The sequence below is a fragment of the Moraxella sp. ZY210820 genome (assembly GCF_030674635.1).
GTDB lineage: Bacteria > Pseudomonadota > Gammaproteobacteria > Pseudomonadales > Moraxellaceae > Acinetobacter.
This window is the reverse complement of record NZ_CP089978.1, coordinates 983,903-1,002,951: the sequence shown is the minus strand read 5'-3', so window position 1 is coordinate 1,002,951 and position 19,049 is coordinate 983,903. Positions and strand designations below refer to the sequence as shown.

Annotated in this window: 26 protein-coding genes; 2 read left to right on the top strand and 24 right to left on the bottom strand. The window is 37.4% G+C overall.

The window, feature by feature from the left end; genetic code table 11:
• Positions 1–33 precede the first annotated feature (33 nt).
• Positions 34–381: a DUF2513 domain-containing protein gene (locus LU301_RS05135; RefSeq protein ID WP_305273394.1), complete on the bottom strand. Its 348-nt coding sequence runs from the start codon at positions 379–381 to the stop codon at positions 34–36.
• Positions 382–682: 301 nt separating this feature from the next.
• On the opposite strand from LU301_RS05135, the gene LU301_RS05130 reads away from it, so the two are divergent.
• Positions 683–886: a hypothetical protein gene (locus tag LU301_RS05130; RefSeq protein ID WP_305273392.1), complete on the top strand. Its 204-nt coding sequence runs from the start codon at positions 683–685 to the stop codon at positions 884–886.
• On the opposite strand, the gene LU301_RS05125 is transcribed toward LU301_RS05130, so the two are convergent.
• The 6 genes from LU301_RS05125 to LU301_RS05100 form a co-directional block, all read right to left on the bottom strand.
• Entirely contained in the window at positions 866–1,270 is a 405-nt protein-coding gene (locus LU301_RS05125; RefSeq protein ID WP_305273389.1) for a hypothetical protein, read from the bottom strand. The two genes, LU301_RS05130 and LU301_RS05125, sit on opposite strands and share 21 nt — an antisense overlap.
• The gene (locus tag LU301_RS05120) at positions 1,270–4,347 is read right to left on the bottom strand and encodes a tape measure protein (protein ID WP_305273387.1); all 3,078 of its coding nucleotides are present in this window, start codon (positions 4,345–4,347) and stop codon (positions 1,270–1,272) included. Before LU301_RS05120 ends, LU301_RS05125 begins: the two co-directional genes overlap by 1 nt.
• Positions 4,348–4,426: 79 nt before the next feature.
• Positions 4,427–4,945 (bottom strand): hypothetical protein, encoded by a 519-nt coding sequence (locus tag LU301_RS05115; protein WP_305273384.1) that lies wholly within the window; start codon positions 4,943–4,945, stop codon positions 4,427–4,429.
• 330 nt (positions 4,946–5,275) lie between these two features.
• Positions 5,276–5,794, bottom strand: coding sequence for a KilA-N domain-containing protein (locus tag LU301_RS05110; protein ID WP_305273382.1), 519 nt, complete (start codon positions 5,792–5,794; stop codon positions 5,276–5,278).
• 276 nt (positions 5,795–6,070) lie between these two features.
• On the bottom strand, positions 6,071–6,364 hold the full coding sequence (locus LU301_RS05105; RefSeq protein WP_305273380.1) for a hypothetical protein: 294 nt from the start codon (positions 6,362–6,364) through the stop codon (positions 6,071–6,073).
• A gap of 6 nt (positions 6,365–6,370) precedes the next feature.
• Complete coding sequence (locus LU301_RS05100; RefSeq protein ID WP_305273377.1) at positions 6,371–6,826, bottom strand: hypothetical protein; 456 nt, start codon at positions 6,824–6,826, stop codon at positions 6,371–6,373.
• 391 nt (positions 6,827–7,217) lie between these two features.
• On the opposite strand from LU301_RS05100, the gene LU301_RS05095 reads away from it, so the two are divergent.
• Complete coding sequence (locus LU301_RS05095; RefSeq protein WP_305273375.1) at positions 7,218–7,415, top strand: hypothetical protein; 198 nt, start codon at positions 7,218–7,220, stop codon at positions 7,413–7,415.
• Positions 7,416–7,424: 9 nt separating this feature from the next.
• Here the strand turns inward: LU301_RS05095 and LU301_RS05090 are convergent, their stop codons facing one another.
• The 17 genes from LU301_RS05090 to LU301_RS05010 all read right to left on the bottom strand — a co-directional run bounded on the left by LU301_RS05090 (position 7,425) and on the right by LU301_RS05010 (position 19,012).
• A complete protein-coding gene (locus LU301_RS05090) occupies positions 7,425–8,000 on the bottom strand; it encodes a hypothetical protein (RefSeq protein WP_305273372.1) in 576 nt (191 codons plus the stop codon).
• Between the two features lies 1 nt (position 8,001).
• Positions 8,002–8,145, bottom strand: coding sequence for a hypothetical protein (locus LU301_RS05085; protein ID WP_305273369.1), 144 nt, complete (start codon positions 8,143–8,145; stop codon positions 8,002–8,004).
• 79 nt (positions 8,146–8,224) lie between these two features.
• Positions 8,225–8,974 (bottom strand): phage tail tube protein, encoded by a 750-nt coding sequence (locus tag LU301_RS05080; protein ID WP_305273366.1) that lies wholly within the window; start codon positions 8,972–8,974, stop codon positions 8,225–8,227.
• A gap of 48 nt (positions 8,975–9,022) precedes the next feature.
• Positions 9,023–9,460: a phage tail terminator protein gene (locus LU301_RS05075; protein ID WP_305273363.1), complete on the bottom strand. Its 438-nt coding sequence runs from the start codon at positions 9,458–9,460 to the stop codon at positions 9,023–9,025.
• Positions 9,460–9,840, bottom strand: coding sequence for a DUF1320 domain-containing protein (locus tag LU301_RS05070; RefSeq protein WP_305273361.1), 381 nt, complete (start codon positions 9,838–9,840; stop codon positions 9,460–9,462). Before LU301_RS05070 ends, LU301_RS05075 begins: the two co-directional genes overlap by 1 nt.
• Positions 9,841–9,842: 2 nt before the next feature.
• Positions 9,843–10,325, bottom strand: a complete 483-nt coding sequence (locus LU301_RS05065) for a hypothetical protein (protein ID WP_305273358.1) — start codon at positions 10,323–10,325, stop codon at positions 9,843–9,845.
• Positions 10,326–10,676 (bottom strand): hypothetical protein, encoded by a 351-nt coding sequence (locus LU301_RS05060; RefSeq protein ID WP_305273355.1) that lies wholly within the window; start codon positions 10,674–10,676, stop codon positions 10,326–10,328.
• Positions 10,677–10,725: 49 nt separating this feature from the next.
• Positions 10,726–11,676 carry a major capsid protein gene (locus tag LU301_RS05055; RefSeq protein ID WP_305273352.1) on the bottom strand — a complete coding sequence of 317 codons (951 nt, stop codon included), beginning with the start codon at positions 11,674–11,676 and terminating at the stop codon, positions 10,726–10,728.
• Between the two features lie 23 nt (positions 11,677–11,699).
• A complete protein-coding gene (locus LU301_RS05050) occupies positions 11,700–12,437 on the bottom strand; it encodes a DUF6651 domain-containing protein (protein ID WP_305273348.1) in 738 nt (245 codons plus the stop codon).
• A 4-nt stretch (positions 12,438–12,441) separates the two neighbouring features.
• Entirely contained in the window at positions 12,442–13,080 is a 639-nt protein-coding gene (locus LU301_RS05045; RefSeq protein ID WP_305273346.1) for a DUF2829 domain-containing protein, read from the bottom strand.
• 42 nt (positions 13,081–13,122) lie between these two features.
• Positions 13,123–14,139, bottom strand: coding sequence for a minor capsid protein (locus LU301_RS05040; protein ID WP_305273344.1), 1,017 nt, complete (start codon positions 14,137–14,139; stop codon positions 13,123–13,125).
• A 3-nt stretch (positions 14,140–14,142) separates the two neighbouring features.
• Positions 14,143–15,573 (bottom strand): DUF4055 domain-containing protein, encoded by a 1,431-nt coding sequence (locus LU301_RS05035; protein ID WP_305273342.1) that lies wholly within the window; start codon positions 15,571–15,573, stop codon positions 14,143–14,145.
• A gap of 9 nt (positions 15,574–15,582) precedes the next feature.
• The gene (locus LU301_RS05030) at positions 15,583–16,914 is read right to left on the bottom strand and encodes a terminase large subunit domain-containing protein (RefSeq protein ID WP_305273340.1); all 1,332 of its coding nucleotides are present in this window, start codon (positions 16,912–16,914) and stop codon (positions 15,583–15,585) included.
• The gene (locus tag LU301_RS05025) at positions 16,859–17,485 is read right to left on the bottom strand and encodes an HGGxSTG domain-containing protein (protein ID WP_305273338.1); all 627 of its coding nucleotides are present in this window, start codon (positions 17,483–17,485) and stop codon (positions 16,859–16,861) included. Before LU301_RS05025 ends, LU301_RS05030 begins: the two co-directional genes overlap by 56 nt.
• A gap of 27 nt (positions 17,486–17,512) precedes the next feature.
• Positions 17,513–18,202, bottom strand: coding sequence for a ParB N-terminal domain-containing protein (locus tag LU301_RS05020; protein ID WP_305273334.1), 690 nt, complete (start codon positions 18,200–18,202; stop codon positions 17,513–17,515).
• The gene (locus LU301_RS05015; RefSeq protein ID WP_305273331.1) at positions 18,189–18,863 is read right to left on the bottom strand and encodes a phosphoadenosine phosphosulfate reductase domain-containing protein; all 675 of its coding nucleotides are present in this window, start codon (positions 18,861–18,863) and stop codon (positions 18,189–18,191) included. Before LU301_RS05015 ends, LU301_RS05020 begins: the two co-directional genes overlap by 14 nt.
• On the bottom strand, positions 18,863–19,012 hold the full coding sequence (locus LU301_RS05010; RefSeq protein ID WP_305273328.1) for a hypothetical protein: 150 nt from the start codon (positions 19,010–19,012) through the stop codon (positions 18,863–18,865). Before LU301_RS05010 ends, LU301_RS05015 begins: the two co-directional genes overlap by 1 nt.
• Between the last annotated feature and the right edge of the window lie 37 nt (positions 19,013–19,049).

Sequence of the window (19,049 nt, the reverse complement as noted above, 5' to 3'; positions counted from 1 at the left end):
CGCCCTTTCGGACGGTTTTTATACGATTATTTTTTACATTAACTTTAAAGCAATATGCCTAACAACTTCAAAAGACAATGTGAGCGATTGCTCTTTTGCCATTGTTTTAATCTTATGCCAAATTGTATCCTGCTGAACACTTGCTAAAAACTCATGCCCTTGCCATGTTAAACAACAAGCTTTGCAAAATAAACCTGCTTTAGGTGTATCACTATTACACACACCAACAATTAAACCAGATTGAATTAAGAGCCACAAATGATAATTCACCGTTTGCTCATCATATCCATTAAAATGATTTGCAAATACAGGCGTTTCAAAATCAGGAAGTTGTTCAATATGGATTAAAATTTGACGAATTAAATCCCAGTTTCTTGTCATATTTTCATTATAAAAATTAAATATTTACTTGACTTTTATGTAGGTTTAACCTATAATATCTATATCAACAGAACGGGTCTGTTGATTGGGCTAGGACAAGCCTAGTGATAAACTTAAGGAGTAAGGCAATGACTACAGTCTACAAAATCATCGCCTTGATTATCCTGCTCTTAATGAGTTTTCCAGCTTATTAATCAGGTAGCCTAAAAGATACTGACACTATCTCATGGCTTGGTTAGGGGAAACCCTAATCACTCCTTAACCCTAATCTTAAACCCATTTAAATAAAAGGTCAAGTATTATGCCTAAAATTGTTGAACGCCCTAAAACACGCACTCAAATTCAAGCAGAAAGTGATGCTAAACGTGGTATAAAAATCAAAGCATTCAAGTTTAAAATTGAAGATATTCAATTTATTGAACAAACGGCTAAAGATTTAGATTTAAATCAAAATGAATTGGTGCTTAAAGCGATTCACTTTTATTTAGACAATCACAAATCTTAAAGTAACGCTATACCATTCATCATCATTGACCGTTGGAAAGCCTTTAACTGGTTTAGCTTCAATCGCCCCATCTTGATGATTAAAAATCACATTGAAACGCCGTGTATCATGCGGGTATTCAAATTGCAAAACAAAAGTATCTTGCAAGGCTGACCAGTCCATCAATTTGGATAAAATATGACGTTCTACCCAACCTTGATGTTCATCAGGCGGTACTAAAGTCATTAAACGCCCTGACTTTTTCTTACCTTCTTGCACAATCAGCGTGCCATCAATCGCACGTTCTTGTTTTTGCTCAATCGGTTTCCAGTCGAATTCATCAGACCATAAAAAACCATCTTCAATCGAGATGGTTTCTTGTGTCGCTGTATGTGTTAAACGCATTAACTTCTCCGTTTCAGCATTTCAAGTTGTTGGAACATTGCCTCTAAACTATTTGCATTATCGTGAGTCCCCATTAACTCAGCCGTTTTTCCGCCAATATCAAATTGCAATTTCACCACTCTATCCACCGATTGTGTCATATGTGGCGTAACTGGCTGTGATACCGTTGGAGCAATCTGTTTCACTTGCTCGGCAAGCTCTTTTTGTTGTTGAGCTTGTTTTTCCTGTAATGCTTTTTGGGCATTCATGGCTACAGCCTGCTCACCTGCTTTTTTCATCGCTTGATACATGGCTTCAGCCGTTACACCATGACGATTAATCGCATTATTCGCTAAGTCTTTCATCAAATTATTACTACCTGCCCATGCAAGCATTTGCTTACTTGCTTTATAAAAAACTTCTTGGGCTTTAGCGTAGGCTTGAGCATCATCATAGCCCTTATTTTTAAGTTCATTGGTAATGGCTTCAATGCTATAGTAAGTGCGTGTGGTTGTGCCTAATTTACCGCCTTTTTCGCCTGCTTGGGTAGCTTTCTCAATAGCCTCTTCGCTTTTGGCAATGGCATTTTCAGCAGATTTCACCAACGCATCAAACCCACCTGTGGCATTGTAAGCAGTATTAGATAGATGATTAACCGATTGACTAGCTTGTTGCATATTTTCAATGATACTTTTGCCTGTTTCGTCAGCTTTAACAGATAGACCAAGCATTGCACCTTGACTTTGTAATGCACTATCAGCAATACCACCATTAGCTTGAATAGCAACATCGGCATACTGTTGAAAGGCTTGTTTCAATTGGTCAGTTGTTGCTTGTCCGCTATTTTTTAGCTTTTCAAATGCTTGTCTATAGTTTTCTGCCATCAATTTAGCTTCATCTCTGGAGCGTAATCCAAATACACTAAATGCTTCATTGACCGAGTTAATGCCTGCAGTGACTTGGTCTAAATTTTGCTTAATTTTAAGACTTTGTTGTTCGACTTGTTGCAATAATCCGTTGCTGACTGTTTCGCCCAATTCGGTTTTCATCTGACGGATTTGCCCACGAATTGCCCCAAGTTGCTGTTCAGTCTCAGCTCCTTGAATAGCTTTACTAAAACTCGCATTCAGAGCCATACCTGTATCAATACCTTGCATTTTTAACTGATCTAGGCTATTGATAATGATTTGTGTATCATTCACCAATGCACGGCTTGCTTGACTGCCATGTCCTTTCAGCTGTTCAAAACTTAATCCTGTACGTTCAACCGCTAAAATCATCGCTTGTTCAGTAATCAATGCCATTTTTTGTGCTTCTTGAGCTGTCCCCATAAAAGCTGCTTTTGCATTGGTCTGAAATACAATCAAATCTTGACCTGACATGGCTTGCTTGAGATTGGCTTTAATCTCATCAGCAGTCGCTTTACCTTGCTGTTGTAGGGCATTGAGTGCGGTTACATAATCATTGATACCTTTGGTTGAGCCTAAATTGACTTTATCAAATGCTTCTTTTAAGGCATCGCCTGTGGCTTTACCTGCATTTTTTAACGCATCAAAATCAGCGACTAATTTTTTACTATCAGCACTTAAGCCTAAACTTTGTTCACGCACTTTGGCTAAGGCTTGAGCATATTCTTGCTTACGTTTAGCTAAAAACTCAGCATTTCTTTGTTCAATAAGTTGTTGTTGCTCTAATTTCTTTAATGCATCTTCTTCACCATTTAGTGCAAGCACTGTTTTTGCTGCTATTTCACCAATAGCTTCGCCCATCGGTTGCAATACGGTAGGAACTAATGCTCCCAATGCAGTAATAGCAATGCCTAAATGCCCCAAACGTCCAACCAAGCCCATTAAACTGGTGCTTGTGGCTTGTGTTGCAGTGCTAATTGCTTGAGCATTTTTAGTGCTTTGTACTGCCATGCCTTGTTGAGCAATATTTGCTTGTTGTGTGGCTCTCGCATTGGCAAGTTGAGCTTGAGTATTGGCAATGACAGCTGTGGTTTCTTGTTGAATTGCCACGCTTGCTGTTTGTATCGCTTTGGATTTTTGATAAAACTCATAAGCGATATTGCCCAATTTCCACGCCAAAAATGCCTGTCCTGCAAGCATGGCAGTATCGGCAATTTCGATTAAATTTTGTGATACATAGGTCAGTGCTTGTACAACTTTAGCACTTGCACCACTACCTTTGTCCATTTCCCCAATAAAAACCGTCCATTGCGTTTTAAGATTTTCCATTGCATCGCTGATGGTGGTTGGCATTTGGGCATATTCTTTACTGATGGTTTCCGCTTGGCTCAATAATGCTTTTGTTACTACATCAGATGTCAATTTGCCTTGACTAGATAACTCTCTTAATTTGCCTAATGGCACATTAAGTCCATCAGCTAAGGCTCTAGCTAAACGGGGCGAATTTTCCATCATACTATTAAATTCATCGCCACGCAATGTACCAGACATCAAGGCTTGTCCAAGCTGTTGAATACCTGCTTGAGCGGTTTCGGCACTACCGCCACTTACGGCAATCGCTTGGTTAATGGTTTTCGTCAGCGTTAAAACATCGTTATTGGATAATTGAATTTCTTTGCCAATGTTAGATAGTTTTGCATATAAATTAGCCGTTTCTTCAAGGTTTGATGTGGTATCAATGGCGATTTGCTGTACATTTTGCATGGCTTGTTCGAGATTACCATGTTCGCCAATGGCTAATTTAATACGAGCAGTCATGCCTGCATAGGCATCAGCAGTATTAGCAATTTCCATTGCCGTTGCTCCAATACCAATCGCACCGAGTGCGTTTTGTACTGTTCCTAAACCTGTAACCGCTTTTTCAATCGAGCTACGAGCTTGCTCCGATGCCGTACCTACATTTCGCATTTCTTGGTTGAGCTGACTTAAATTACGTTCGATTTTAGTGATTGATGATGAGCTTTGATTAAATTCATCAGCTAGCTCATTAAACTCTTGACTCGTTTGTTTTGACTGCTGTTTAATCTGCTCAAACATCGCTTTAACAGACTGCTCACTCTGTTTTGTTGCTTGTACAAATTTTCCTGTTTCTGCTTCAAGTAAAATCTTAAAACTCAACTCTTTAGACATAAATTACTCCAAATAAAAAACCGCCCATTATTGGGCGGTAACTATCTTTGTATATTGATAAAAAATTAGCTAAAGTTGCTCATTGTGGGAATGTTTCTGTTTTAGACTGACGACAAACATTTTGGACATAAGTGAATCGCTCATAAGGGATTAAGCTTTCATGTTTAGTTCTGATTTCAGCAGGTAGTTTTTCAGGATAAGCTTTTAAATATTCTTGCCCATGTTTAACGCATTTTTCAAAATTCTCATGCTGAATCATAGCTTGTTTTTGTTCATCAGTCATAGTAATACGTTGCCATACGGTACTACCAAGACCATAAGCTAATAATATGAAAAAAGTTACACCGATTGCCAATACCCACATCGCAATAAAACGGAATGGGTCTAGTTTGTCTTGTGGTGGGCAGCTATTTGATGGTACAAGTGCTGTGCTATGGCAATTTGAACAACGTCCTAAACCACTGATTGACCAGAAATAATAAATGACAGCAGGTATAAACCCCAAACATGCTAAGGCAATTAAAATAAAAATATTGCCCTTAGAGATAGAATATCCAACATGCCCACAATTATGACATTTTACACAACGATTACTCATTTAAATATGAATCCAATATCATTAACTTATTCATTGTAACACATAATTACATAATGTAATAAAAAAATCAAGCCAAAAATTCAGCATATCCAAAACCCCACACGGCGAACCGTGCAGGGTTTTACTAAAATTTAACAATAATTACTTATGCTGAAATTGCACCATAAACTTATTTAAATCTTTGGCACGCTGTTGCAATAATTGAGCGATTTTATTGCCATCAATTAAACTAGCCAAATCAAAAATATGTTTAAGACGAGCATCAAACTCACGAGCAATATGAATATTTAAAAAATAAGGCTGTTCTGGGAGTTTATATGTATTATCATTTTACACCATGAGATGATGAACATATTCCACAGCTTGCCCAATTTGTTCACGGCTTAATTCTTTGATTTCGTCCACGCCAAAACGCTGATGAACCATTTTATAGATGGTTGAATAATCTAACTTGAGTACGCCAGTCGCTAAGTTTACCGCATTGCGGAGTTGGAGTGTATCGTCTGATGAGAGTTTAGGTAGGCAAGAAATAGCACCAGTATTTAACGCATCAAAGGCACGGATCACCATTAAAGAGAATTTTGCAGAAATCCACATGGCATAAGCGTAAACCAATTCACGGCAAACATAAGTGCCTTGTTTCACAGTTTTAACATCGCCACCTTGTATGGTATGATAAGCAATTTGATTTTCACTTTCAATTTCAGCGATTAAGTCTTTGGTTTGTTCATTGCGTAAAAAGTTCGTTGGTTTATGTTTACTCGCATTACCAGAAACTTTGTGTAAATCGTTAAGAGAGAATAAGCCGTTGTATTGGCTAATTGTTTGGTTTGAAATGGTTAAGTTCATAATGAACCCCTTGATATTTAGTTAATGAATGTTGCCATATAGGGCAACGGGTTTCAACTACCGTATCAAGACGGCTGGGGCTATTTCCTTTCGGTATTGTATTTACCCCTATCAACCCGTCATAAAAGACGAATTTTGTTTTGCTATTTACCGTTTCTCAAATTTGAGCAACGCTATTTTAAGCAAATTTTAGACACAAAAAAATCACGATGACGGTGTGAATTTTCCGCTTGATATTTAGTAGTGGTTATATCATACCCCACCTTTTATATTTTGTCAAGTCTCTAAATCAATCGCTTCATGAAAGTCCGTGATGGTATACAAGATTGGTTTATCATTGACTGTTTGCACTTTAACATCAACGATATACGCCTTATCAAAAATATTGTAATCCACATCAATAATCATACGACTTTTGAGTTCTTGACTATCAAAAGCGACTTTTACTTCTTTTTTACTGATAAATTCAATAATACCTTTATCACCTTTTTTGTTATCGCCACGAGCTTGTGAGAAATACAAAACCACTTGGTACTGGTAGGCGGAGATAGGTTCTTTCAGATTTTCCATTTCACGTCATGCATTGTTTTGAATGGCATTCGCATCTAAGCTATTCACATTAAAGCTGTCATTGACATTGCCATAGATATTAACAGTTTGGATATTCATAACTGCATTATTGTCTTTGGCAATCGGTTCAACTAATCGTGTTAAGTTCTGTAAGGTGGTTACATCAAGTTGTGCATTATTCTGTTCTCCTTTTAAACGTCCAAAAGCATTTTTGAGATGAGTGGCAAATTCAATAATGCTATTAGCGTGTTCAGCAAAAGGCAATATATTGGGTGCAATCGCAACTAAACTCGCAATAATGGAGCCTGATTTTACTTCTTTGATGTATAATTTAAAATCATCAGTTTTAGTGTGATGATTATATTCAAGTGCAAAACTTGACATCGTTTGTGTAAAATCTAAAACTTCTATAGGAGCGTGGTTTTTGATGTGGATAATTAATTCTACTTGCTGTTCTTGCATTTTTACACCTAAAAGCTGAAAAAACTGATTATAAACCAGTTCTTTATTTTTGAAAAGAACACAATATAACAATAAAAAAGTCAAATAAATTCATAAATTTACTTGACTTTTGTGTATTCTAGTATACAATATATTTATCTAGCAAGGGTTGTTAGATTGGTAAGGCGTAAACCAACGCTTACGCCATAAACCATAAGGAACAGACAATGAAGTACGTCATTAAGTTCATTGTCCTTATTGTCTTATTACTCATTAGCAATAATGTTTACTAAGCAATAAGCCAGTTAAGTTACTGCTAATAACTTGACTGAAGGTTATAAGGTGTTACAGCACTTTATAACCTGTTCTTTATATATTATTGTATTAATATGAAAAAATCAAGAGATATTTTATGAGTAACGCACGTCAAAAAGCAACTAATAACTATCGTAATAAAGCCCTTGCTAATATTGCTTTAGTGATTAGTCATACTGAGCCTGAAATTTTAGAAGCTTTGAATAAAATTATGGCTCATCAAGATTGTTCTAAGGCGATGGCAATTAAAATGGCATTGCTTGAGTATGCACAACAGCTACAAAATCCACAATAATGTGGATTTTTACTCCAAAGACCGTAAAAACTTTTCTACATCAGTTTTACCGCCGTGAAACGCCATACGCATAACATTAAACTGCATTTTTGCATGGCGTTTTTGCTCATCTTGTACCGCCTTTACAAAGCCTAAAAACTGCCCAAAGCCCATATTTTGCACACTATCTAAGCTATGTCCGTGACTAATCAAAAGCTGAAATGAGGTAAACCATGAATTATCATCATCTTTTTGATTTCTTTTAGTTTTGTTTTGTTGTTGAATATGCTTAAAATATGCACTATTCACATCAACAACACATTGCACCAAGCGAATAAACTCAGTAGCATTTAATTCTAAATCTGCCAATTTAGCCGTATCCACAAAATCAACACACAAATAAACCATTGCTTGCAACTGATTTAAATGTGTAGCAATCAGACTTGAAATATCAGTTTGTAACTGCTCAGTAATATCAACCACCGCACCAAGCCAATACTCCAAGTCTTTCATTTTAAATTGCGATACATAACAATCCATCACCTTATCGCCAATAAAAAAAGCATGATAAACTGGATTGTTTGTTACTTGCTGAAAATCGCTCATATTACCACCACTTAACCGCAGAGATAAAATGACCTAAAACAAATATTGTTAAGCAAATCACAAGCCAATTTATTAAAAAACGTACTTTTGGAGAGTTTTCATACTTTTCAAGCATTCCTACCACCATTGCAATAATTTCAGACATAATATATAATTTACCTGTAGTTTGCTAAATTTACACATAAAAAAATCCCTGTTACGACCAATAACAGGGATTTTTGCTTTTAAGCAGTTTTAGGTAATACCGTTACACGTCCAAATAACCCCAATGACGGGTCATTTTGTTTTGTCTTATCCGACAAGGCATCACCAGCCAATTCAATTTTACCCAATTCTTCATGAATAAACGGAATAGACCCTTTAGCTTGCTTTTTCAATCGCCATAATTCAAGGATAACATCTTCGCCAGTAACGGTATTCACACCTTCAAAGTACAGTTGATATTCATCATCGTCCGCACTCATAATTGTGGTTACTTCGACCGCACCAGTGGTATATTCAGCGATAAATGGCTGTTTAAAACCATCAATATTTTTAAATACCACCTTGCCCAATTTTTCATCAAGCGTATAATGCGTATCTTTTTCCAACGTTTTGGCTGAACCTGTACTGTCTTTAATGGTAACGCTAGTAACATTAAACCCTTTCAATTTAACCATATCGCCCACTTTAACCGTGCCAAAAACATGATTGCTAATCGGCTCTGGTTTAACGGATACGATATTACCGCTCACCGCCAACGCCAAATTTTCACGGTTAAAATCTTCCAATGTTGCTGATACCTTGACACTTTTAGTTTTGGTCATAGTAAAATCAGTAGTACGTTGCCCTGTCATACTTTCTTTATGCTCAAAGACTTCACTATCAGTCTCAACGACAAATTCAGGGGCGTTGCCCACTTCACGCATTGCTTGTACAATGCCTGCTACAATTTTTGCAAGGTATAACTTGCCTTGATAACTTGCATAAGCCATCTTTTCAACTCCAATAAAAAAAACCGCCCTTTCGGACGGTTGATTACATCAAATAAACATCTGAATTTCAAATAAAAATGGAAAATACGCAAAACTGGATTGACTACCCACTCTCACAGGGCTATTCGCACGTTTAAATTGACGATAGCCATCTAATTGCGGATTAAAACCTTGTAATCCTTGCAACAGTTTTTTAATCAATGGGTCAGCCGTACTGCGAATGGTATTGGTTTGTTGTAATTGTGCTTGAGCATCGTGCAATGACAACACCACAAGCCATTGTTGATAACAACTATTGAGCGTGCCACTATTGCCACCATCTGCGATACGGTCATCATGATAAATAATGCTAATGCTATATTCATCATTCACCGCCTGTAGCATATCTTCCACGTTAAATGGCGTTAAAACTGTAAAATTAGGAAATAAGGATTGTACACGTTCCACTAATTTTTGTTCAACGCCAAAATATTGTTCAACAGCCATCAATAACGCTCCAAACTCAATGAAAATGCTTGTGGTTTCGGTTCTGGATTGTCATCACCCAACATCAACATGACTTTACCGCTTGCAATTTGATTGAGCCACTTTATTTCTTGTTCATAATCCCATTGCACCTGTTCAGGGGCTTTGTTTTTATACAGTCGATAACGTGCAATCACCGCTACACATTGTTTTAAGCGTTCAGGTACGCTCCCCAATGGCAAGTTGTAACGCACTGCCAAATAGCCGTTGGTCTCTTCCGTTGCGTTTTTAATCACTTGTTCTGTGGCTTCAATGCCATTATCAAAACTGATATTTCGCTCCAGTTTGATGATTTCACTTTCACCAAACAAGGTCATTAAATCATCACGAGAGATATACATTTTTACTCCACTTCAAAACTTAATGAATTGCGTAAATTGCCAGTATCAACCAATGGACGATTAGACTGTTTACGTCTGCGTTTAATGGTTGATGGTTTTAATGGTGCAAAATTAGCCGTTGAAATGTATTTCACCACATCACGATGGGCAATTAAACCTAATTTATGTTTGAGCTTATCAATAGACATTTCACCGCTTAACACAGTAAATAATCCACTTTCCAACACATCAACATAATTACTTTCATTCTGCCTTAAACTAGCACGCAAAAATGAACGTTCAGGAATATGACGTGTTGAGTCACCATACTCATGAATTTCTGCCAAGTCTGCCATACCGATAGATGGCTTACCTGCGTTTCCACTGGTAATATGTGGTTTATTGTTGAGTACACCCACTTTTACACCACCATCCATCGGTATTTGTCCAATTTTAAACAGGCTTGACCATTCGCCCTTTTGACTCAAATGTACTGATACTTTCATTTAAGCATCTGTTTTTGGGTCTGATGGTTCAGATTTTGCTTTAGATTTTTTAGCTTTTTCTTCAGCTTCAGCTTTCAATTTTGCTTCCGCTTTTGCCTGCTCTTCAGCTTTTAAACGAGCTTGTTTTTCCAATTCAGCTTGCTCTAAGGCTTTTTGATGTTCAGTTTTTGGCAATTCGTGTACTGGATATTTATCCAAGTAAGCCTGTGGCACATCGCCACATACAGCCGAGCATTGTTCTACAGTATCAATCTGATGATAGGCTGATCGTTTACGCATGGTTAAACCATTTTGTTGTGCAAATTGAATATTTTCTTGTGAAAAATCATCAGTAAAATAAAGAATACGCATTTTTTACTCCCAAAAAGGCGATACCCATAAAAGTACCGCCTTAATTCAATTAAGCAGCAGTTTGCAACAATACACCAGCAGTATATTTACTTGATGTTGCCGTTTTAATCCAATTGGTAGGCGTTGCTAAAGCCCCTGCATTTGGGTTAGAACCACCTGCTGAAATATTCCACTTATAACCTTTTACAGACACGGCGTGCGACCATTCAGCCTGATAAGTATAAGAAATATTTTCTTTACCTGTCGCATTGGTAATCACACTGTTAAAATCATCTTGGTTATTGATAACAATACCCGATTCAGATAAGCCAAGTGTATTGTAGCCACCATCAGATTTTTTCAAGTCTTCACTGTCTGTAATGACAAAAATACGTCCGAATTGGTCTCGTAACACATTGATGTTTTCATAAGTGAATAAACGCTCATTATTTGCCAATGCCTTAAGCTGCAATTGTGTTAATGCTCCAGAGTGCATGACCCAACCCACAATAGAGCTTGAATGATCGCCAAAACGACTACTACCCTTAGTCATGGTTGCAAAATCTAAAGCAGATGATGATGTTTCAATCACTTCACTATTTCCGCTCAATGCTGAAACACCTGCTTTAATTGCAGTATTCAACATATGAGCCATCATGCCATTACTTAACATTTCACCAATTTTTACAGGTGCAAGTTTTGGATTTTGCATTGTCCACGCATATTCTGCTTGACTCCAAGCGATTTCAGGCGTACCGCACGCAATTTTTACCGCAACATTTTCATGTTGTGATAAACGGCTTGTTGTAATAGGATTTGAGCCATTTTCTACATCACGATGACGTACAATGTTTTTCATTCCACTAAACGCAGATGAAATATCAAAATCGCCTTTAAATGGTTTAGCAATCAACTGGATAACCCCATTTGATTGTTCATTGAATTTTTCAACTTGTTGAGCAAGTGCTTCAGTTGCTACTGTATAGGTTTGTTGATTAAATTTAATTAAATCAAAAGCCATAATTGACTATCTCCACATAAAAATTAAGATTGAGCTTCCAACCAAGCTACTTTTTCTTCATCTGTTTTACAATCAGCGTAGCTTTTCGGAGTATTTACATTTCCACCCTGCCCTGGTTGTCCTGCACCAGCACCGCTTGCACTTGAACCTTTTAAGATGGTATCTTTTTGTGGATAAGTACCGACCAACAATTCAATCGCTTCATCAAAACTGGCAATTTCACCTGCATTTGTGCGTGATAAAATTGGATTTCCGAGGGTATCTTTCGCCACAACTTGACCTTGTTCATTTACGTTAAAATGCTTTGCAAAAAAACTTTGGGCAATTTCAGGTGGTAAAGTCGTTTTATCTTTGATAAATGATGAGCGTGCAAATTCCCCACTAATCACTGCCGTGTGGAATTGCTGTTGTATAGCATCACGTTCAGCATAAGCCTTAGCCAACAGTTCATCATAAACCTTTTTCGTTTCAGCTTTAACACGTTCTACTTCGCCAATATCAATCAGTTTTTTATCATCAAGATTTTTGACTGTTTCAATCGCTGATTTTGCTTTTTCCACGTCAATGCCATCAAACGCTTTTAATGAATTTTCAGCTTTTTCAGCACGGTTTAAGTATTGTTGCTTTTCAGCAGTTAAGCTATTGACTTTGGCTGTCATTTGCACCGCATCAAATGCGATTTCTTTACCATCATCATGTACATAAACAGGTTTACCGTCCTGCAATACAACATTGCCATGTTCATCAAGTTTAAGTTTCATTTTCTTACTCCACAATCACCCAATCTTCAGCCAATACATCAGTTTGACTAGCAAGCCACGGTACAAGTTTATTGTCTGCTGTTTTCATATAAATGGCGTTCAAAACAGGCATGGATTGCCCTTTTTCATAACCATCAGCACCTACTTCATATCGTTCAGGGTCTCCATAACAATTATTGATTACTTCTGTTACACATTTGCCATCAACCAAAAGCAAGTACATACCCTTGCCATTCCACCCCTTACGAGCGACTTTTTGCCCAGCTTTCAACAAGTGTAATGCCATACCAAAATCAAATTCATCAGCCAATGTATGTGTTTCTTTGATTTTCAACGCATTTTCTTTGGCTTTTTCAGGCGTATCACTTTCGCCAATGTAAACGCCATTTTCATCATTGATGGCAAAAAGAAATAACCCACCCGTATTCGGTTTGTAACTTTCGTTAAACTCAAATTCAGGCAACCATGAGATGTAACCTTTGAAATCAAAATGATTTTGTGATTTTGACTGTAAATCTTCAATCAAATATCCGTTGTCATCAGGATTTTCATTTTCAGGGACTTTCCAACCACGCAAATCATTGTATTCTTTGCGTGTCATTAGTTTAGCTTGCACTAATTTTGTGCCTATATACTGTTTCATATCTACTCCAATAAAAAAAACCGCTATTCACGGCGGTTGAGTTTAATTATCGAACAATTTGGCAAATACCAAAGGTTCAAGTTTTTTCATTTCTTCCAACGTGATTGGTTGGAATTTTTTATCCAGCTGCAAGGCTTTGAATTGTTCAATCGACAATCCACCATCTCTAAACAACATAGCCCTTTTTGTACCCAACACTTGATTTTGAAAGTCATCGGATTGCGTTTTCAGCCATTCATAATAACTCATGCCATCAGTTGATGGTTTTTCCCCTTTTAGAACATACACAAAGGTAGAACGACAATTAAAATGAAATGGCGGATAAATAGCCTTATCCAATGACATATATTCACGGTCCAAATGACGGCAAATAGGACTTGTTCGACTATCAAGCGTTGCAATGACTTGAATACCATCAATTAAATCATCATGTTTCTCCATAAATGTGGTTTTAGCTTCAGTATTGAATATCGCCGTGCCAGTTCGGGCGATGCTTTCAGCGTTGCGTTGTAAAATGCTCAATACACCATCTTGATACTGGCGTGCTTTTGTACCACGAATCAGTCTAATAATATCTGTAATCGTTTTGCCTTGATGATGGGCAAGGCGAATTGTTCGCACAATCCGTAAACTTTCCGATTGTTGAAAACTCTCCAACATTTCACCAAGTGTGATACCAGTTAGACCTTTAAAGTCAAGCGGTTTATTCAGCACATGATTTACAGCTTGGCTAATAAAATTCTGCTCCAATGGCTTGAGTTTATCTTTTAAATGCGTATAGATATGCCCAACAGATTTTGTTTCAAAGCGATAACTATCATCAAAAAAAGACTGCCAATGTGATTTTAAATCATCAACATACACGCCATATAATGCTGATACTTCAGATTGTACTTTATCCAGTAATTTGTTCAATTTTGGAATAGACAACTGCGAAATATCAGTATTAAACACATGATTTTGTAAGAATTTATCCACATCTTTCAAATTAAAACGTTTTACTAGGTATTGCTTAAAACGTTCTACCATAATCGCACGGCGGATATGTGTATCTTTCATGTCTTAATCATCTAAATCAATGTTTGGTTTGTCTGCTTCAATCATTCCGATAATATCATCATTGCTTAATTCAGCATCAAGTAAATTATACTTTTTCGCCAAATCAAAAATGATGGTTTTTGGCAATTTTCCACCATCAACCAACGCATTGATAGTATTGAGTAAATTCACATCAACCGCAATCAATGAAAATTCTTGACGAATTAAGAATTTAGGCTGTTCATCAACCGCAACATAGGCATTACACCACAACAAAACATTTAAAAATCCTTCATTAAGATTTGCCACACATAAACTAGCGACACTATGTTGTGCCTGTGCTTCATTGTCTGCTTGTGTTGCTGTTTTGACGGCTGACCCAGCTTGCCCAAGCTGAAAACCTAACTCAGCAATAATTTCACGTTTTTCACGAATACCATCAGTTGCCATGTTATTAGGCGGAGCAACTGCATAACCGAAATGCCCATGTTCACCAAGCATGATGACCGTTTCCGACCCAACACGCAAATTCACTTGACCTTTTGAACGTCCTTGTTCATCATAATCAGTATAAAAATCTCGTGTCTGGCTATCCACATTCATGAATGGCTGAACTTGACCACAGAAAAAGCGTGAATTTTCAGCATCAGCACTATTTTGATAAATGCCTTTTTCAATATGAACCAGGGGCTCAATCGGAATTTCTTGTACATCAAAAGTATTGTATTGACTACCAAAGATTTGAAACGGTATAAAGGTCCAGAACTCACCTTTGGCGTTTTTAGGATAAAGACGACCTGTCAAACTATAAAAGTTTCCTTTATCATCTTTTTGCCATACATCAACATAATAATAGCCGTATTTATCAATACCTAATTCACGCCATTGCTCCACCTGTTCAACCACAAAATAATCATCAGCTTTTGGCTGTTCAATTACTTCATGCAGTACAATCAGCGTTGTTTCACCATTGACAACACGCCAGTTGATAATACTTTCAGCCGTGTAAAATAGAATTTTTGGCAAAATTTTCTTTTGCTGTTGTTTGGTAATTTGTCCTGTAACCACAGGATAATCTACCCAAATACCAAACCTCCCATTACACAATAATGCCTTAAAGCCTTTTTGTGCCTGTTGATACAAGGTGGTTCCTTGCCCATCAACATTCTTTTTTAAATATTCTAAAATATCATCAACTTCGCAAATTGGGTCTTGCTTAAATGATAATCCAATATACTGATTAACGATTTTTTTAGAAAACTCATAAAACACTGCACGATGGAGATAATTCTCATAACGTGCTTTGGCTTCAGGCGTTGTATCTTTAGGATTTGGCTGCGGTAAATAATCTCTTCCTTTTGCCTTAACTGCACGAGTACCGCTCACAAAATCATTACACATTTGCCATGCTGATACACTCTGTTGATAAGACTGTTTTAATGTATCTACTTTCATAACATTACTCTAATATGGCATATCCACAAACGACCGTGTAATCGGCTTGGATATTGGAAATTGGTAAGCAATAAAATAACCGCCAGCATCATTTACATGGTCTAAACCTGTTGATTTATCAGGAATGCCAAACTTATCAAAAATTTGCTGTTCTAATGCGTCCGTATATTCTGGACAACGCAATGGATTGACAAAAAATCTACGCTCACCTTGACTATTTAAAATCATGGCGTTCATGGCATTTAATCGGTCTTTGATACTTGGATTGGTTGATGCTACCTTAATCACAAATCCATGCTGACGGATAATTGAATGGTCTGATACGCTTGATGATTTTGAACTAGTATTTTGACCGCTTGCATCAGGATAGATGTAAATCATGTGATTAGGATAACGTTGTTTCAATAATTGGCACATGGTTGGCGTATCTCTCACACCGACCAACTCATCAACAGCGTGCGGAACGTTACCACGCATGACATACACCACACACGCCATTTTTAACACGTTAAAATCCATGCCAATATGCAAAATATCGCCATCTTGGATTGTCTCAAATGATTTGTTGAGATGTCTATCAAAGTCAGGATACACCGCTCCACTCGCCAAATTGACAAACTGCCCATTTAAATAGGCTTCAATCAGTTGTGGCGGATACGATTGTCGTAAACTTTCGATGTAATCAGGTGGTAAATTCTTCTCATTATCGTATGTACTCGCTTGTATCAGTCCATAAAAATGAGCAATATCCTTATTTTCGCCTGGTGCTTTGACGAATTGCTTATATGTAAATCTAAAACCTTCAGGCGTTGTGGTTACATCAATGCCATTGGTATTACGAACGATTTCAATCTCATTTTCTTTTGTGATTGCCGTTTCATCAAAGTCCAACTCACATGAAGACGCACGATGACGAGCAATAATTTTACGCCATGATTCTGTTGCTTTACCTTCATTTAGGGTATCCAATTCATCAACAAGTGATTTACCTACTTTAAAACCGACAATCGATGACGGGTTATCCATTGAACGGCAAATCGTTGTACCACGATAAATTGAACCACTATAAAAATGAACTTCTTTATTACTGGTCTTAATATCAACCCTTAACCCAAAGTGAAATGCACACTCTTCAATAGTTGGATAAAAAATATCTCTAATTTGTGGATAAGTCGCTCCAAAATAACCACTTGGCACTTTTGGAGAGTTCCACGCATGGATACACAATGCTGATGAGCCTACCCATGTTTTACCACTACCAAACCCAGCAACAAACGCTCTAAACTTATTCGGCATTTGCAGGAATTTCGCCTGCGGTATGTTCAATTTCGGATTCATCATATTTACGAGCATCTTCCACTTGAATGACAACTTTAACTGGCAATGCTTGGTTTTCTGCTTCTTTTGCTTTCAGTTTATCTAATTCAATCTGTTTCATTTCCATATCAATCGCCTTGCTTTGCATATCCTGAACACTATGAGTTAGCGACTGGATACGACCAATAAGACGGTCAATAATGCCCCCAAAGTCAGTTTTAGCAAAGGATTTATTAACTTGTTGGCGTGCGATTTGTTCGCCATCTTTGACCGCTTGAATGGTTTGGGCGATTAACTCCATCTTATCGTTGTCATTAGCTTTAAGCTGTTTTTCTTGGGCTTCTAAGGCTCGGATAAGCTGTATTTTGCACAGTTGCAATTCGCTGTTTAAATTGTCCAACTCCAATTCATCAAGCTGTGCTTTTTCATCATCAGTGAAAAATTTAGAGTAAGCACCGTGTTTTCTTGCGTTCTGATTGCCTTTTACGCCTGTTGATTTACCGCCGTGAAAACGACAACGCCCATTTTTCATGGGTTTTTGTTGGCAGATTTCACCTTTGCGGTTTTTTGCCCCACAAATCTCTTTTTCTGTCATAATTTACCCTTGCCATGGGGTTGTTTCTCATTGCCCCCTTTCCACATACGGCATAATCGCACCAACTGGAATATAACTTTCATGTTCAGGCACTTTAATCATGCGTAAAAGTTGTGCTTTTTCATCTTTATTCGCACAGACAATCATTACATAAAAATCAATGTTGTTGGCTTCTTTGAGTTTTTCTGTGCTTTCTTTTCGGTGTTCTTTGATTTCTTGCAAATCGTGCTTGACCTGCTTAACTTCTGCTGTATCCTCAAACAAAGCACTAAAACGACTATCGCCATCAAACATTAGATTAACATCAAGATTATCAAAACCCATATCAGCAAAAGACACATCAAAATCAAGATTGATTTTTGCCAATAGTTCTTTATCCCAATCGCCCTGACCAGATGGATTATTGAAAAACACAAGCATTTCTAACTCTTGCTTTTCATTGACACAAACTAAATCCACATCAAGTTCATAGTCATTTTTACCATCTTTGTACTTCATCTCTTCATCAAGAATAGATAAACGCTGATGACCACTTAATAAATGACCTGTTGGCTGATTTACTACAAAAGACGTGCCTAAAATTCCGACTTCTTTTAAACGTTTTTTTAAGGCTTTGCGATTACCATCATTGATAATGCGTGGATTATGTGGGTGCGGTTTAATTTCGCTACGCCACATCGTAACTCGTTCGCCTTTTTGTAAATTATTCTTTGCCATTTTTCAGCTCATTTAACTCATAATTCAAAATAGATGCTTCCACATACGGAAACCATGATTTCACTCGCTCATAATCTTTGGGATAATGCTGTCTTAACATAAACATATCCCTACCTGCCAATGAACGGAAAGAATGCCCCATACTTGATGTTTCTGGAGCGTACTTTAGCTTATGATGTTTGATATACCGCAAGATGTCATTTTTGCTAAAATTCGCAATTGGATAAAACCGTCCACGCTTTTCATCAATACAACCGCTTTTTTTCATCATTGCACGGCGAACAATACTATCTGAAATACGCTCGCCTGCTGCAATCCACCACATATCATTAACAATTCTGACATAGTTATAAACATCATTCATGCCAATAATAGGCAAATTGACATCATAATGACGAAATGAGCCATACGCCAAAAATTCAGACAATTCAAAATGCGGTATGCGTTCAATCTCAATACCGTATTTTTGCTCCGCCCAGTTGATTGTGGCTTCTTGAAAGGATAGGTTACTGACTTGGTACATAAAAAAAGCCGACACATTTTTAAAGTATCGGCAACACAAATCAAGTGTTACAACGCTATCCTTACCGCCACTAAATGCCACAATCACGCTATCGGTTACATTGGCTTGGGCTTGAATAGGATAAAACAGGTTGGACATTAGCCGCCTGCACCGCCATTAGATTTACGACGAGATACATTTTTCATGTGTCGGATTTCTTTTTCAAAACCTGCACGATGTCTATCGTGTCGGCGTTGCTCGGTACGAGTAGCACCAACTTTTTTGTGAGTGTATTTCTTTGTTGCCATTTTCACTTCTCCAATAAAAAGACCGCCATAAGGGCGG